This is a genomic window from Pseudogracilibacillus sp. SE30717A, from assembly GCF_037071985.1.
Taxonomy (GTDB): Bacteria; Bacillota; Bacilli; order Bacillales; family Amphibacillaceae; genus Pseudogracilibacillus.
Map to the genome: position 1 here is coordinate 23381 of NZ_JAXHDF010000007.1, position 16116 is coordinate 39496.

Here is a 16116-nt window from a genome sequence, read left to right on the forward strand (position 1 = left end):
TACATTGTTATGTATAAAAGTTTCGTAGGCCTTATTAACCCACGAAACCTTTTTCTTACCTACTTTTTCACTAAACCATCAATTGCTGCTTGTAAAGCTTCCAACGCAGTGTCTATTTCCTTTTCACTTTTCATTTGTTCCAGCTCTTTTTCAGCATCCCTAATTGCGTGTTGAAGCTCCTTAAATGATTTTTTTGTATAATTTCCTTCTTCTGTTGTTAATGCTTCAGCTTCAATAAGTAATGCCTCAAGTTCTATGACATCTATTACGACGAGATTATCAAGGGCATCCTGAAGTTCCTCCATTTCTTTTCTTAACTTCTTATCATTCTTAGGAGGGTTTAACGATTTTTCTGACCGCATAATTGCTTTCTCTAATGTGTTCAGTGATTTCTTTGTAAATGTATTTTCGTTGATTACCTGTTTCGCCTGCAAAATGAGTGCTTCTAGTTGGGTAGCAAGATTTTCGGGTTCTTTCGGCGTTTCCGCTTCTTCCAGTCCATTAATTGCTTTTTGCAGAGCTTCAAGTGCAGCTACTAGTTCATCTTCCGTTTCGATCGTCCCAAGAGCTTCCTCAGCTTCCTTGATCGCCGCTTCTAGTAATGCAAAAGAGTCTTCCGTATACACTCCCTCTTCATTCGAAATTGTTTTAGCCTCAACAATTAGTTCCTCTAACTCTGTTACATCAACCTTTTCATTTTCTAAACCCGTTTGATAAAAACCAATTTCTGATATATGAACATTTCCTCGTGATTGTAAAATACGTACTCTGAACTCCTGTCCTTTTACAAGTTTAGGTAATACTACAATACGTTTATATCCAATTGATTCATTTTTATAAATCTCTTCCCACTCACCTGAAGAATTTAGAACATCTATCGCAAAGGATTCTACCTGCTGACCATGATTGATGTTTTCTTGAAGAACAATCCTTTCTACTTCTTTTTCTTCATTAAATTGGAAAGTTAAACTACTAGGTTGTGTTGACGCGGATTCCCATGAAGTATCATAGTTTCCATCACTCACTACACTAGGATCTGAGCCTTTTTTTCCATTCTCTCCTTTTATAACTGCATTCTTTGCATGATTGATTGCAAAATCAAGTTTAATACTTTGATGCCATTCTTTTAACCTCTCTACATCTGATTCAGCAAATTGACCACGTTTATCAGGTGGGATATTTAATAAAAGTACTGAATTTCGAGCAATAGATTCGTAATAAATATTTCGTAATTGATCGATACTTTTCGGTTGTTGATTATCATGATAGAACCAACCTGGCCTAATACTTACATCCACTTCAGAAGGCCACCAAGTTAAATAATTCATACCATTAGCCGCTGCATCTGTAAGTGCTTTTCTACTGCCTAGATCAGGAGAGCTAAAAGAAGGATAATAAGCTTGTCTACCATCATCCATCATGGTAGCCCCTAATACGCTCCATTCATTTTCTCTTGCCCAACCTGATTCGTTACCAACCCAGCGAACATCAGGACCTGTTACTGCAATTACTGCATTAGGCGCGAGCTCATTAATAAGTTCATAGTAACTATCCCAGTCATATTTTTCTTCTTTATTTCCCGGTATGTTACCTTGGGCTCCGTCAAACCATATTTCATCAACTTCACCATATTCAGTTAATACTTCATATAACTGATTTAAAAACATTTCTCCATAATCCGTTGCTGGTAATTCCAATGTTGGAAGATTTTGTTTTCCAATTCGATCATCTCCTTCAACTAATGTTGGAATCGTACGCATCGACCTTTCACTGCCATTTGCAAAAATACCATCTCGATAAGCCCCATGGTCTGCTGGAGATAAATAAACTCCAACCTTGATTCCATGCTTATGCATAGATTCTGTAAAATCCCGTAAAACGTCACCATTACCATCTTTCCAAGGACTGCTTGCGACACTAAAGTCTGTATATCGAGTCGGATATAAAGCAAATCCATCATGATGCTTCACTGTTAGAACAGCCATTTTAAACCCACTATCTTTTAATGTTTTTGCCCATTGATCCGTATTTAAATCTGTTGGATTAAACATTGTAGGATCGTCATGTACCCAAAGGTCTCCCCATTCAACCCCATAATATGTGTTAATTCCATAGTGGATAAATGCAGTCTGTTCATATTGTTGCCACGTAACTTGCTTAGGTGTTGGACGAACTAGAGATGCTTTTGCAGCTAGTGCAGCTTGACATTCATTTTCTGTTATATTTATCTGATATCCAGGTTCTAAATCCGTTGGTATAATACATGGACCACCTTGTAAACTTAAAAAGCTGGTTTTAAATTCTCCGGTCATACTAGCAAATGCTAATCCATACACTTCACCCATTAGCCCTTTACCACTACTAACATTGGTTCCCGCATAAAATATACTATTATGTTTCATTTTTGGTGACTTAGATAGAACCAATGATTCTCCAACCTGGCTTTTCCCTATCCATAAACTTACTTCTGCATTTCCCTCATCCATTTTTTCATATACTAAAGACAATTGAACATAATTATCTTGAAGATGTTCCTTCACATTCACCGTTGTTTCAATTTGATCATTTACTAGAATTTCAAATGACTCATTTGATTTTGATTTTTGAACTGTTATAGCTCCACCTATATCAATCATTGTAGTCCCCGTGGTAATCGCCTCTACGTCAGCTATAATTTCAGTAATAACACTTTCAGAAATTGCCTCATTAGAAACAAACGACTTCTCTGGAGTATATTGAATAAATGATTCATTTCCACTCATTAATAGTCTTCCTAATCCCGATATTTCACCACCTTCAATTATAAGTTCCCCTTTACTAATTTCATCATCAGAGGGGGAGTAGATACCATTTTCAATTGCACCTTGAGCATATACTGCTAGACTTTTGTCTACGCTTGATAATGTCATTGTCTTAAGCAATGAAGGATCGAAATCACCTTCAAAACTTGTTAGAACAACTCGTGACAGAAAACCTTCTAAACCACGATCTAAACCAGCTGGATGTATATCATTACCAAATCCAATCTCATACTCTACATTATTGTTCCAAGTAACGCCTCCTGCTGTGGAACTTACTGTAGGAAGCTCTATTCCATCTAGAAACGCACGCATTTCTGCTCCTTCATCCGTAGGCATGTAAGCGATTGTAAAAGTGTGGTCTTCATTTAAGCTTGGAGCCTTGATTGTTTCTTTGTGAGTGGACCAAGATCCATTACTATTTACATCAAAACCATATTCAATCGTAGTTTCGGAAACGAACCTGACCCATAGATTTCCTCCCACAGCTATTAATGTATCAAAATGTTTAGGATTTGAATCTAAATTAAATTCGGTTTCAATAATGACCGGTCGCTCTATCGTATTTGAGTCACTAATTGTGTCACGTGGTTGGAAATTAATCCCGTCTCTATCTCCATTTAAAATGACCTTGCCTTGATCAATAGTCTCATTTCCTGAACGTCTAGTTAATTCTCCATCCATTATTTCTCCTGTAGGATTTGTGTAACCTTTTTCCGTTGAAAAAGCACCACCAAATGACACATCTAAAATTTCTGATTTAGTTAGTTCCTGTGTTGTTTGACCTTCTGCCTTTGCATTTAATTCTGGTATGAAGAAAAAATTTGATATGACTAGTAAAAGTATAAGAAAAACAGATGAATTTTTCCTCCTATGGATATATGGCTTATTATCTGAATAGCCTTTCTTATTCAAACGATTTCCTCCTATCATTTTAGTCAGTTTAACTATTTCTAATATGTTGCAAAAAATCAACAGACAGTGAAAACAGTCCCCCTTTCCTTTACAAATTATGATAAGGACTTCAAATGCTTCATTACCTTATTTGTTCCTTTACCAAAGTATTCTACAAGGCGTTTGTATTCTTCATAAATCGCTGCATACTTCTTAGTATTTTCATGACTCGGTTTATATTGACGACCACTATATTGGACCATCTGATCAGCGATTTTTGTAATGTCATCATAACCGCCTTTTTCCCTCCCAGCGGCTAAAACTCCACACATCGCTGCTCCTACTGCTGGTGTTATGGAACTACTTGCTATTTTTATTGGCATTCCTGTAACATCCGAATATATTTGCATCATAAGATCATTCTTCTGAGGAAGGCCTCCACAAGCTACTAATCCACTAATCTCAATTCCTTTATTTTGAAACTGCTCCATAATCAATTTAGTTCCAAATGCTGTAGCTTCCAGTAAAGCACGATATATCTGTTCAGGTTTTGTTGATAAGGTTAAGCCAATAAGCATTCCGGAAAGGTTTCCATCTACTAAAGGGGTTCGGCAACCATTATGCCAATCTAACGCTATTAATCCATTCGCACCCGGTTGTAAATTGGCTGCTAGGTTTTCCAAATATTCATGGATTGTCATGTCATTTTGAATAGAGATTTCTTTTACATAGGCTGGAACATTTTCTTTAATGTACCATTCAAAAATATCACCTACAGCTGCTTGCCCTGCCTCATAAGCGAATAGACCGGGAATGATTCCATCCTCCACCACTCCACTTATTCCCTCTACAAAAACCTCCTTCTCACTTAACAACATATGACAAGTAGATGTACCCATCACGAGTACCATTTCATTCGATTTTGTAACACCAGCACCTAGAACACCTGCATGAGCATCGATCATCCCCATGGAGACTGGAGTTCCAGCTTCCAATCCTATTTTTCTAGCAAAGTCTTCTATTAATAATCCTGCTCTTTCTCCAACGGAAACAACGTCACCTGAAAGCTTATTATCATAAATATTTTCTAAGGAAGGATGCAACTCTTTTAAGAACTCCCTACTTACATATCCTTGAGCCTTATTCCACGTACCTTTAAATCCCGCTGCACAACTGTTACGCTTCAAATTCCCTGTCATTAATGATGTTAACCAGTCAGCAGCCTCGAGAATATAAGTGGCTTCCTCATATACATCTGGAGATTCTTCAACTATTTCTAATACTTTGGGAAGCATCCATTCTGAAGAAATAATGCCCCCATACTTTTGTAACCATTCCTCATTTCGCTCAGTCGCCAATGCGTTTATACGATCAGCTTGTTCTTGGGCTGCATGGTGCTTCCAGAGCTTTACCCATGCATTAGGTTCCTCTTTCCATTTGGAGTCGAAACAAAGTGGTTGAAGTGATTCATCAACCGGAAGAATGGTACAGGCCGTAAAGTCAAGGCCTATACCAATTACATCTTCCTTACTTACCTTTGCTTCCTCCAAACTTTGTGGAATAGACTGTTTCAGAACCTCTATATAATCTTGTGGGTGTTGTAAAGCTGTGTCTCGCTTTAATTCTTTCGTTGAATTAGGTAAATTAATTGTGATTACTCCGTGTTTATATTCGGTGATATGTGTACCAACAACTTCCCCTGTCCTTACATCAATTACAACAATCCGCCCGGAGCCTGTACCAAAATCTACTCCAATGGCATATTTACTCATGTTATCATCCTTCATTATTTATAGAGTGGTCCAAAGTTTTGACAAGCTCGGTAGTCCGCTGCTTCTTTATCCTGTGTACCAAACATACTCCAAGCGTCCGGTCTAAAGACTTTTTCTTCAAGTACATTATGCATGTTCACAGGGATTCTTAGAATCGAGGCAAGTGAAATTAAATCTGCACCAATATGACCGTAACTCATGGAACAGTGATTTGCACCCCAATTATTCATAACGGAATACGTATCTGTAAATGCGCCTTCATTTGTTAAAATCGGTGCAAACCATGTAGTTGGCCATGTAGGATCTGTTCGATTATCTAGTGTTTCATTTGCATCTTCTGGTATTTCAACAGTATATCCTTCAGCAATTTGCAAAACAGGACCTAAACCTTTTACCATATTTATACGGCAAATAGTAACTGGCATATCCCCTTTCGTAAGGTATTCACTTGAATATCCTCCACCTCTGAAATATTCGGTTGAAGCCGGTCGCCATCTTGTTGCCGCTAGAGTCCTTTCTACATCTTCGTCCGTTAACTCCCAAAATGGTTTAATAACTGGTTCTCCATTTTCCGATTGATGTTCACCCGCACCATCTAATGCAGAAGGTCCTGAATTCTTCAAATGTATTAACCCATCTTTCGCTCTTCCAGTTAACGTATGTCCGGTAACCCTTTTAACTGCATCTGGACTCCAATATGTTCTAACATCTGCGAAAACTTGTGCCGTATTTGTCAGTAAATAACCAAATAACATAGATACAGCATTTAAATTATCATTTTCTGTAGCTAAAAGATAAGGTGCCCGCTTTCCATTCCAATCAACTGTTGTATTTAAAATAGCCTCCATGAAATCACCATTAGGCAGATGATCTGTCCACTGTCTTTGCCCTTGGAAACCTGCAATTAAAGCATTTCTACCAAAAGCTTCTTCTTCATACCCTTTTTCCGCTAACTTTTCATTCCCAATCATTAAATCACGGGCAATAAGTGTCATTTTCACACTCGTTTTCCAATCTTCTTCTTTTTGTTCATCTGTTCTGACAAAACCTTCAGGATTATTATCTTGACCTTCGATACAATTCTCTTTCGTCCACTTGTATGCCCTTTTAAATTCTTCTTCATCATAAATTTCTTCGTTTAATCTTCTAACAAACTCGGACATATCAATATATTCATTACGCATACCTAGATAATCCTGAAATAATTCCTCCTGTACAATACTTCCAGCAATCCCCATTGAAACTGTACCCATAGACAAATAAGATTTACTTTTCATCATCGCTACAGCTAATCCAGCTTTTGCAAAACGTAGTAACTTTTCCTCAACATCTGCCGGTATATCTGTGTCTTCAGCATCTTGAACGTCTTTTCCATAAATCCCAAATGCAGGAAGACCTTTTTGGTTATATCCTGCTAATACAGCCGCTAAATATACTGCACCTGGTCTTTCAGTTCCATTAAAACCCCAAACTGCTTTAGGGATATGTGGATCTGTATCCATTGTCTCACTTCCGTAACACCAACACGGAGTAACAGTAATAGAAACGCCTACACCTTCCTGTTTAAATTTTTCTGCAGCCTGTGCAGCTTCATTTACGCCTCCAATACATGTATCGGCAATCACAACGTCAACAGGTTCACCCGTATAATAAAACACTTTTTCTTCTAGCAATTCTTTTACTGCCTTCGCTAGATTCATCGTCGTTTCTTCAAGAGATTCTCTGACACCTTTTCTACGTCCGTCAATCGTTGGTCGAATTCCGATTTTCGGTAGATTTCCTACATAACGCTGATCTTTTGTCAAAATAAAAACCTCCATCTAAATATAGTGAATAAATTTTTTATATACATTATCCCAATTAGAAACATCTTGAGGGATATAGTCTTTTATTTCTACTGAAAATGCCACTACTTTTCGGGCATCCTCCACATCTTTAAATTGACCTAAAGCGATAAACTGAGACAATGCATTCCCGATTGCACTCGCTTCGATAGGTCCTGTTTGAATTGGTTTTTTTGTAGCATTAGCTGTAAATTGACAAAACCAACTATTTTGGATGCCACCACCTGCCATATGGATAGACGGGATTTCCCGTGCAGATAATTTCTCTAAACGTTCAACTAACCACCTATATTTCAAGGCGAGGCTTTCCAATATACAACGAATGATTTCTCCTTTCGTTTGAGGAATTTTCTGACCCGTCTGTTTGCAAAATGTTTGAATTGCTTTCACCATGCTTTGCGGATTAAAAAAAATTTCATCGTCCGGATTGATAAACGATTGGAAAGGACTTGCCTTTAACATTAATTCATTTGCTTCTGCATATGAGATCGGCTCACCATGCTCGCTCCATTCCTTTTTACATTGTTGAAGCAACCATAAGCCCATATTGTTCTTTTGGAGACGATACTTCCCTTCTGCAGTTCCTTCATTGGTAAATCCCCATGAAAATGCCTCATCCGAGGTGACTGGCTTCTCCACTTCAATACCCATTAACACCCATGTACCGCAGCTCATGAAAGCAGCTTTTTTGCCCTTTTTCGCCATGGCAACAAGGGCACATGAGGTATCATGGCCAGGAACGTTTAACACTGGAAGCTTCCCGTGAGAAATGCCTACTTCTTTGATAAGCTCATCCTTCAAATAGCCGAAGACTGTATTTGTTTTCTTAATTGGGGCGAGAGGAAGTTTTTCCTGAAAGATCTTTTTCATCAGATGCTCATCCCAATTTTTTGTTTCGACATTCATTAATTGAGTAGTGGAAGCATGGGTAAACTCATTAAATTTTTCACCAGTTAATAAAAAGTTGACTAGACTTGGCAAGGTTAAAATTGTGGACGCCTGCTCCAATAGTTCAGGACGTGTTTGTTGGATTGCAAACAACTGATAGAGCGTATTAATGGGCGCCGGTTCAACACCAGTTTGTTTAAACAGCCCTCGTTCATCCACCATTTGATGAACATCTCCAAGAATTTTAGCCGTATGTGTATCTCGGTAGGAATAAGGATCTTCAAGCAATTCATTCTCCCAGGAGATCAAACCAAAATCGACTCCCCAAGTATCAACCCCTATCCCATCTAACGGCCCTTCAAAGTTTGCTGCATACGTTTTTAAACCTGTTATTATTTCTCTAAAAATAGTGGTGATGTCCCAAAATAAATGATCATCCCTTTTGATCGGTTCATTCGTAAATCGGTGCAATACCTCTAATTCAAGCTGGTTATCTTGAAGCTTCATTAAAATCAATCGACCATTCGAGGCGCCCAAATCCACTGAGATTACTTTTTTCACTCTGATGGTCCTCCTAATAAAATTCTATTGTTTTTTCAGAAGGTCTGAACGATAAGTTTCAGACGATAAATTCCGAAGATCCTCACACTCTTTTTCCGTTAGTATCTGTGGATTTCCAACCGTTTTAGAAATCGCATATACTTTAGCCGCCTCTTCGATCAATTGCATATAAAAGTAGGCTTCTTTCATTGTACTACCGACTGTAATAACGCCGTGATTCCGCATTACAATAGCCTGTTTAGAGGAAATAACTTTTGCCACCGCGTTTGCAAGTAAATGTGTCGTTGGAATAATGTAGTCAATATAAGCGATGTCCTTTAACATGGCCGGAAAGTCCGGGAACATTGGTGGAATATTTTCTCCTGTTGATGATACAGCAACAGAATAGGTAGGATGAGCATGCAAAACCGCTTTTATCTCTTTGTTATGCCGGAAGCACTCTAAATGCATTTCCACCTCAGATGATGGCTTCAGTTGACCATTAACTTTTCCAGTCTCTATATTTACCGGAACCCAATCGTCTCGTTTAATATCTTTTAAATCAAAACCGCTAGGAGATATATATAAATTCTTTTCATCCCTCATGCTCAAATTTCCACCTGCGCCGACTACGAGTCGATCATCTACAAGCTTATGAGCATATTTTTCTAGTTCTGTGATAATCGTTGACATATACTCTTCCTCTCCATTATTTATGGAAGGGACCCACAAGACTGTGAATCCCTCATTCATTTTTATTCATAAATTGCTGCTTGAATTTCTTCGTCATCAATATTATCTGCATCGTACCAATAGAAGCCTGTATCGATTATATCGGGTAACTCTTTGCCTTCTAATGCTTCCACCGCTGCTTTCACCGTTTCATATCCTATACCAACCGGGCTTTGAGTGATTGCTCCAGCCATTAGACCTTCTTTAATTGCGTCAATCTGCTGTTGCCCAGAATCAAATCCAATCACGACAATTTCACCAGCTTTGTTCAATTCGCGCACGGCATTTACTACACCAATTGCCGATCCTTCGTTTGCTCCATAAACTCCGTTTATGTCGGGATGTGCCTGGATAATCGCTTTCGTTAAGTCCGTTGATTCCAAATGGTCTCCACCGCCATACTGGATATCAACAATCTCAATGTCCGGAAAATCATTTTCAATTGTTTCGACAAATCCATCTCTTCGGTCCACACCTGTAACACTCGTCTGGTCATGAACAATAACAGCTACTTTTCCTTTCCCATCGATCAATTCAGCCATTTTTTCAGCAGCCAATGCTGCAGCATCATAGTTGTTTGTTGAAGCAGTTGTTAGAGGGATATCACTATCTACACCAGAATCAAATGCAATAACCGGGATGTCCCTTTCAACCGTTTCTTCTAACAATGGTGTAGATGCCTGGCTGTCGAGCGCTGCAAATCCGATGGCATCTGGATTTCTATCCAATGCATTTCGGAACATTTCCATTTGTTTATCCACTTGTGACTCATCTTCTGGCCCTTCAAATGTCACCTCTACATCAAATTCTTCGGCCGCTTGCTCCGCTCCTTCTTTTACCGACTGCCAAAACTGGTGTTGGAACCCTTTAGAAACCAAAGCAACATACGTCTTATCCATATCAACATCTTCCCCTTCTGCACCTTCAGTGGAGGTATCTGAATCCGAACCACCCGAACATGCACTCAACACAAAAACCGCAAAAAGTACTGTGAGTAAAGTTAATAAATACTTTCTCATTTTTTAACACCCCTTTATTTTTATTTATTTTAAAACCCAGAAATGGGTTAAAATAACACTTAGGCATTTTTACCTCTTCGTAACACATCGATATATACTGCAATAATAATTACAATACCGATTACAACTGTTTGCCATTCTTGTGGGATGGACAGAATCCGCAGCCCGTTCGTCAACACACTCATGATCAATGCCCCAATCATTGTTCCGACAATTGATCCCCTTCCACCACTTAAGGAGGTTCCACCGATGACAACCGCTGCGATTGCCTCCAGTTCATATCCCATTCCTAACGCTGGTTGCGCGGAGTTTAACCGTGAAGCCATCAAGACGCCAGCAATCCCTGTAAATGAACCTGCGATCGTATAAATGATCATTTTCCAACGGTTCACGTTGATCCCGGATAGTCTTGTCGCCTCTTCATTACTTCCAATCGAAAACGTATATCTTCCGACAATCGTTTTCGAAAGCAAAACCCCGCCGATAAGTACCATAATGAAAAAAATGAGGATTCCATTTGGAACTGGTACTCCCGGTACAATCGAGCCAAGAGCAATCTTGTCAAAGCCTGGTACATTGTTAAAATAAATTGGAGAAGCACCTGAGATAACAAGCGCCAATCCTTTTGCAATCATCATCATTGCGAGCGTTGCGATAAATGGTGGGATTTTTAAAATGGATACCGAAAAACCAGAAATGAATCCAATCAACGCTCCTGTTAAAATTCCCCCCAATACACCGACTACAATCGGTAAGTCCATATTAACGAGAAAAACTCCTGTCATGACGGAACATAACGTCATCCCTGTACCAATTGATAAGTCAATACCTCCAGTAATGATGACCAATGTGGTTCCCAAAGCTAATACTCCAATTACGGTGGTCGAGAGCAAAATTCCAGAAATATTCGACCATTGTAAAAAGTTACTTGATGCAATTGAAAAGAAAATAATTAAAATAATTAAACTTGCGAAAGCTAATAACTGTTGTAATGCCCCACCACCAAATAGTTTGTTTTTTGGTTCAGACGTCTCCTGCTTAATCGCCATTTTCATCCCCCTTAGGTATTACACCGATACTTGTGTTGCAAAATCCATAATTTTTTCCTGTGTCGCCTCTTCCCCGCTAAGTTGACCTGTAATTCTCCCTTCACACATTACGATGACTCGATGGCTCATTCGTAATATTTCTGGTAATTCCGAAGAGATCATAATGATCGACTTTCCTTGTGCGGCAAGTTGATCTAATAACTCATAAATTTCCCCTTTCGCACCAACATCGATTCCTCGTGTCGGTTCATCAAAGATTAAAATATCGCTGTCTCTTACAAGCCATTTTGCAATAACTACTTTTTGTTGATTTCCTCCTGATAAATTGTTTACTCGCTGGAAAATACTCGGCGTCCGGATATCAAGTTTGTTTTTGTATTCTTCTGAAACCTTTCGGAATTCTGAATCTTTTACGAATAAACCGCTTAAGTAATTTTTCAAAGAAGAGATCATAATATTGTCGTTAACATTCATGTTCACCATCAAACCGAACTGCTTTCTATCTTCAGATAAGTAGCCAATCCCTGCTTGTACTGCATCACTAGGCTGCTTAATCGTTACTTTCTTGCCATTGATAAAAACTTCTCCATCACGAATTGGATCTGCACCGAATACGGCTCTTGCTACTTCTGTACGGCCTGCTCCAACTAGTCCAGCAAAACCTAGGATCTCTCCTTTTTTCAGTTCAAAACTAATATCTTGCACATGGTTGTTTGTTAGATTTTTAACTTCTAATCTATTAACCTGAACCTTGTTTTCTACCCTTTGTTTTGATTCTACATATAATTCTCTACCGACCATTAGAGAAATGACTTTACTCATTTCAGTGTCTTTCGTCACTAACGTATCAATATACTGACCATCTCTCAGCACGGTGATTCTATCTGAAATTAACTTTAGTTCTTCCATTCGGTGAGAGATGTAAATAATGCCTACTCCATCTTTTCTTAATCGATTAATAATTGCAAAGAGCATTTCAATTTCTGTTTCTGTTAATGCTGCGGTAGGCTCATCCATCACCAATATTTTCGCATTAAAGGAAAGTGCCTTTGCTATTTCTACCATCTGCTGTTTTGCAACAGTTAAATCAGCAATTTTTGTTTCTGGGTCTAGTTCAATGTTTAACTGCTTAAATAGTTTAACAGCTTTGTCGTTTAATTCTTTTTCTTTTAGGAAAAAATTGAAACCAACCCGAGGTTCTCTTCCGATAAAAATATTTTGGGCTACTGTTAAGTCACGCATCAAATTTAATTCCTGGTGAATAATGCTAATCCCTAACTCTTGTGCTTCTTTTGTATTTTCGGGGGAAATACGATTTCCTTCATACTTTATTTCACCCTCATCTTCCTTATAAATTCCCGTGAGGATTTTCATGAGGGTCGATTTACCTGCCCCATTTTCTCCAACTAAAGCCAATACTTCGCCATAGTTAAGTGTAAGCTGAACATCTGTAAGGGCCTTGACACCTGGGAAACTTTTTGAAACCCCTTTCATTTGTAGCAATTGCTTTTTCATGTTCACACCTTCCTTATTGTTATACACGTACATACGTGGTTGTTATTATTTGATTCATTTAAAAAATATAAATTCTCTTAAAAATTTCACTAATTATTTTCCTTCATTTTTAACAAGATACTTTTGCCAGTTTTCATCAAATTGGGCGAGTCCATGTGTAGTTAATTCGGACTGAAACATCTTTTTATATATGGTAAATGGCATCGTAACTGCATCAAATTGCTGGGTACTTAAATCGACAATAACTTGCGGTGATCGAATACTTGCTCCAATTACTTTTGTTTTAGCTCCAAGTGCCTGTATAATCTCTTTCGCACGAATAATAAATGCTTTACCATCTAATGCCCGATCATCCATACGACTGATATAAGGACTGATATAATCGACATTTGCTTTCGCTGCTAATAATACTTGGGGAAGCGTATAAATCAACGTCATATTGACTTGAATGTTATCTTGTGTTAATCGATATGCAGCTTGAAGCCCGTCTTCGTTCATTGGTAGCTTAATTACCGCATGCTTCACCCATTTGTTAATTTCAACGCCTTGTTTGACCATTTCACCAGCTTCTTTTTTCGTAACTTGCATCCACACTTTTCCATTTATCTGTGAATCAATTCTTCGAATAATAGATTCAAACGAATCTTTTTCTTTGGATATGATGGAAGGATTCGTAGTTATTCCATCCAAAAATCCATATTGAGATGCATAAGCTATTTCCTCTTCATTAGCAGTATCCAAATATAGTTCCATCTGCCTCATCCTTTGTATATTAGCTCCATTTCGAATAAACTGGCGCCAACGCTTTATAATATTGGATAAACTTCTGTTGCTCATCTACATATTTTTTTACACTTTTCGATTCGGGTTCGTATTCTGCCCGTGTTTTACACCAATCCTTGGCAACAGTAAAATCTTTTAACAGACCAACTCCTACTCCACCAACAATAGCAGCACCCATGGAAGTCGTCTCGTCAACTTGATAAGGGACTTTTATGTTCATATCATACATATCAGCTAACATTTGGCACCACAGCTCACTGTTGGCCCCTCCACCAAATAACCACATCTCATTTATATTATCTTTCTTATGTTTAAAGGTATCGAAAATAACTTTTAAGTTATATGAAACCCCTTCTAAAACAGCGCGTGCCATGTCGTATCTCGTATGATTAATGGATAATCCTAAAAATGCACCTCTTACCTCCGGATTCCACCACGGAGATCTTTCTCCTAATAAATAAGGCATAAACATTAGACCATTTGCCCCAATTTCGGATGAAGATGCTTCAGAATTCATTTGTTCATACAAATTACCTTCTTTCATTTCCTGATAAAGGTGATTAGTGAACCAATCGATGGCGGAACCAGCCGTCTGCATTGTTCCGATTGGTGTATACTTGCTCTCATCAACATGAACAAAATTAAAGGTCACCATATCCCCGTCAAAAAAAGGTCGATTGCTAGCCAAGGAAATCCATGAAGAGGAACCTATATAATTAAAGATATCACCCTCCTCAAGTACCCCAGCACCCATTGCTGCACAAGAACCATCTGCTCCTCCCATTACGACGGGCGTCCCTTCTGCCAGTCCGGTCTTTTCTGCAGCCTTTCGATGTACAAAGCCCGCTACTGTTGTAGAGGACAGAATCTCTGGAAGCTTTTCATCTTCTAATTGAAAAATATCTATCAACTCGCTTGACCATTGTTTTTCCTCTATATCCAATAAATTTGTACCACTTGCATCCGAATAATCAGTAGCAAATCTTCCCGTCAATTTAGCAACCAGAAAATCTTTCGCTTGTAAAAATTTATACGTCCCCCGATAGGTCGTTGGTTCATACTGTTTTAGCCACCCTATCTTGGCTGCGGAATAATTTGATGACACCCTATTACCAGTTAGTCGATACAACGTATTAAGATCATTTTCTTCCAATATCCTTTTAATAATCTCGTCAGCTCTCGTATCGGCCCAAATTATTGCCCTTCTTAAAGCGTTTGCATTTTTGTCTACGGGAACAACTCCCATCATTTGCCCACTGAAAGTGATACAAGCTATCCCTTCTCGTGTGACTTTCGCTGCTTTCATTATACTTTTGGAGGTAATGCAAACAGCTTCCCACCAATCATTCGCATTTTGTTCAACATGATTACTGTCCATGTAATAAGTTTGATATGAGAAAGTTTCACTAGCAATTATCTCACCATATCGGTTAAATAACGTAGCCTTGTTACCACTTGTGCCTATATCATGTGCTAAAATTAATTGATTTTTCCCCATTTGCAACCCCCTTCATCTAGTAATCTAAAATAATATTTTTACGCCATTGCTCTTAAGCTCATTTAAATAACTTTCATCGGCCGCTTCGTCTGTAATAATGTTCTGTATATTTGTAAAATCAGCTACAAATGAAATTGCCTTTTTCCCAATTTTGCTATGGTCGATTAATAAATAATTCACATCGGCTGTTTCCAGCATTTTCTTTTTCACCATTGCTTGCATATCGTTTGCATCACTGATCCCCCAAGCATTATGCAGTGCTTTACAGGAGATGAACGCTTTATCTGCATGGTAATAGTCCAATGTCTGAATCGTTAAAGGACCGGTGAACGATAACGATGTTCGAGAAAGATTTCCACCAGTTCCAATGACATGGATATTGCGTTTTTCAGCAAGCTCCATCGTTACCCGAATCGAGTTGGTAATAACAGTCAAAGGAATATTCGGAAGTTTTTTTGCAAGAAACCAAGACGTCGAACTGGCATCAAGTAAAATACTATCCCCTTCATCGATGAAAGACAGAGCTGTATCTGCAATCTTTTGTTTTTCCTTAACATTTACCATTTCCCGTTGGAAGTAAGGTGTATCTTCCTCTTGAAGGGCAACTGCCCCACCATGCGACCGCATCAGTTTACCTTCCTGTTCTAACTTTTCCAAATCCCTACGAATTGTTTCCTCGGTTAAATTAAACATCTTACTTAGTTCCGTTACACGAATACTGCCTTTTTCATTGACTGTATCAATAATTTTTTTATGTCTTTCCATAACTAACATACCAATTCAC

11 protein-coding genes are annotated in these 16116 nt (G+C 38.4%); all 11 read right to left on the reverse strand.

The window, feature by feature from the left end:
- Positions 1-59 precede the first annotated feature (59 nt).
- The 11 genes from SPD48_RS12180 to SPD48_RS12230 all read right to left on the reverse strand — a co-directional run bounded on the left by SPD48_RS12180 (position 60) and on the right by SPD48_RS12230 (position 16106).
- Positions 60-3713, reverse strand: coding sequence for an alpha-L-fucosidase (locus tag SPD48_RS12180; protein ID WP_336258397.1), 3654 nt, complete (start codon positions 3711-3713; stop codon positions 60-62).
- A 95-nt stretch (positions 3714-3808) separates the two neighbouring features.
- Complete coding sequence (locus SPD48_RS12185) at positions 3809-5464, reverse strand: ribulokinase (protein ID WP_336258398.1); 1656 nt, start codon at positions 5462-5464, stop codon at positions 3809-3811.
- 14 nt (positions 5465-5478) lie between these two features.
- Positions 5479-7269, reverse strand: coding sequence for an L-fucose isomerase (locus SPD48_RS12190; RefSeq protein ID WP_336258399.1), 1791 nt, complete (start codon positions 7267-7269; stop codon positions 5479-5481).
- A 15-nt stretch (positions 7270-7284) separates the two neighbouring features.
- The gene (locus SPD48_RS12195) at positions 7285-8757 is read right to left on the reverse strand and encodes a rhamnulokinase (RefSeq protein ID WP_336258400.1); all 1473 of its coding nucleotides are present in this window, start codon (positions 8755-8757) and stop codon (positions 7285-7287) included.
- Positions 8758-8781: 24 nt separating this feature from the next.
- Positions 8782-9429, reverse strand: a complete 648-nt coding sequence (locus SPD48_RS12200; RefSeq protein WP_336258401.1) for a class II aldolase/adducin family protein — start codon at positions 9427-9429, stop codon at positions 8782-8784.
- A gap of 62 nt (positions 9430-9491) precedes the next feature.
- Complete coding sequence (locus SPD48_RS12205; protein ID WP_336258402.1) at positions 9492-10487, reverse strand: ABC transporter substrate-binding protein; 996 nt, start codon at positions 10485-10487, stop codon at positions 9492-9494.
- Positions 10488-10546: 59 nt separating this feature from the next.
- Entirely contained in the window at positions 10547-11542 is a 996-nt protein-coding gene (locus tag SPD48_RS12210) for an ABC transporter permease (protein ID WP_336258403.1), read from the reverse strand.
- Between the two features lie 12 nt (positions 11543-11554).
- A complete protein-coding gene (locus SPD48_RS12215; RefSeq protein WP_336258404.1) occupies positions 11555-13051 on the reverse strand; it encodes a sugar ABC transporter ATP-binding protein in 1497 nt (498 codons plus the stop codon).
- A 93-nt stretch (positions 13052-13144) separates the two neighbouring features.
- Positions 13145-13804 carry a transaldolase family protein gene (locus tag SPD48_RS12220; RefSeq protein ID WP_336258405.1) on the reverse strand — a complete coding sequence of 220 codons (660 nt, stop codon included), beginning with the start codon at positions 13802-13804 and terminating at the stop codon, positions 13145-13147.
- Positions 13805-13823: 19 nt separating this feature from the next.
- A complete protein-coding gene (gene xylB, locus SPD48_RS12225; protein ID WP_336258406.1) occupies positions 13824-15332 on the reverse strand; it encodes a xylulokinase in 1509 nt (502 codons plus the stop codon).
- Positions 15333-15356: 24 nt separating this feature from the next.
- Positions 15357-16106 (reverse strand): DeoR/GlpR family DNA-binding transcription regulator, encoded by a 750-nt coding sequence (locus SPD48_RS12230; RefSeq protein WP_336258407.1) that lies wholly within the window; start codon positions 16104-16106, stop codon positions 15357-15359.
- Positions 16107-16116 lie beyond the last annotated feature (10 nt).

Coding starts and splice junctions, on each gene's coding strand:
- SPD48_RS12185 (WP_336258398.1), bottom strand. CDS start 5,464: ATGAGTAAATATGCCATTGGAGTAGATTTTGGTACAGGCTCCGGGCGG.
- SPD48_RS12200 (WP_336258401.1), bottom strand. CDS start 9,429: ATGTCAACGATTATCACAGAACTAGAAAAATATGCTCATAAGCTTGTA.
- SPD48_RS12205 (WP_336258402.1), bottom strand. CDS start 10,487: ATGAGAAAGTATTTATTAACTTTACTCACAGTACTTTTTGCGGTTTTT.
- SPD48_RS12210 (WP_336258403.1), bottom strand. CDS start 11,542: ATGAAAATGGCGATTAAGCAGGAGACGTCTGAACCAAAAAACAAACTA.
- SPD48_RS12215 (WP_336258404.1), bottom strand. CDS start 13,051: ATGAAAAAGCAATTGCTACAAATGAAAGGGGTTTCAAAAAGTTTCCCA.
- SPD48_RS12220 (WP_336258405.1), bottom strand. CDS start 13,804: ATGGAACTATATTTGGATACTGCTAATGAAGAGGAAATAGCTTATGCA.
- xylB (WP_336258406.1), bottom strand. CDS start 15,332: ATGGGGAAAAATCAATTAATTTTAGCACATGATATAGGCACAAGTGGT.
- SPD48_RS12230 (WP_336258407.1), bottom strand. CDS start 16,106: ATGTTAGTTATGGAAAGACATAAAAAAATTATTGATACAGTCAATGAA.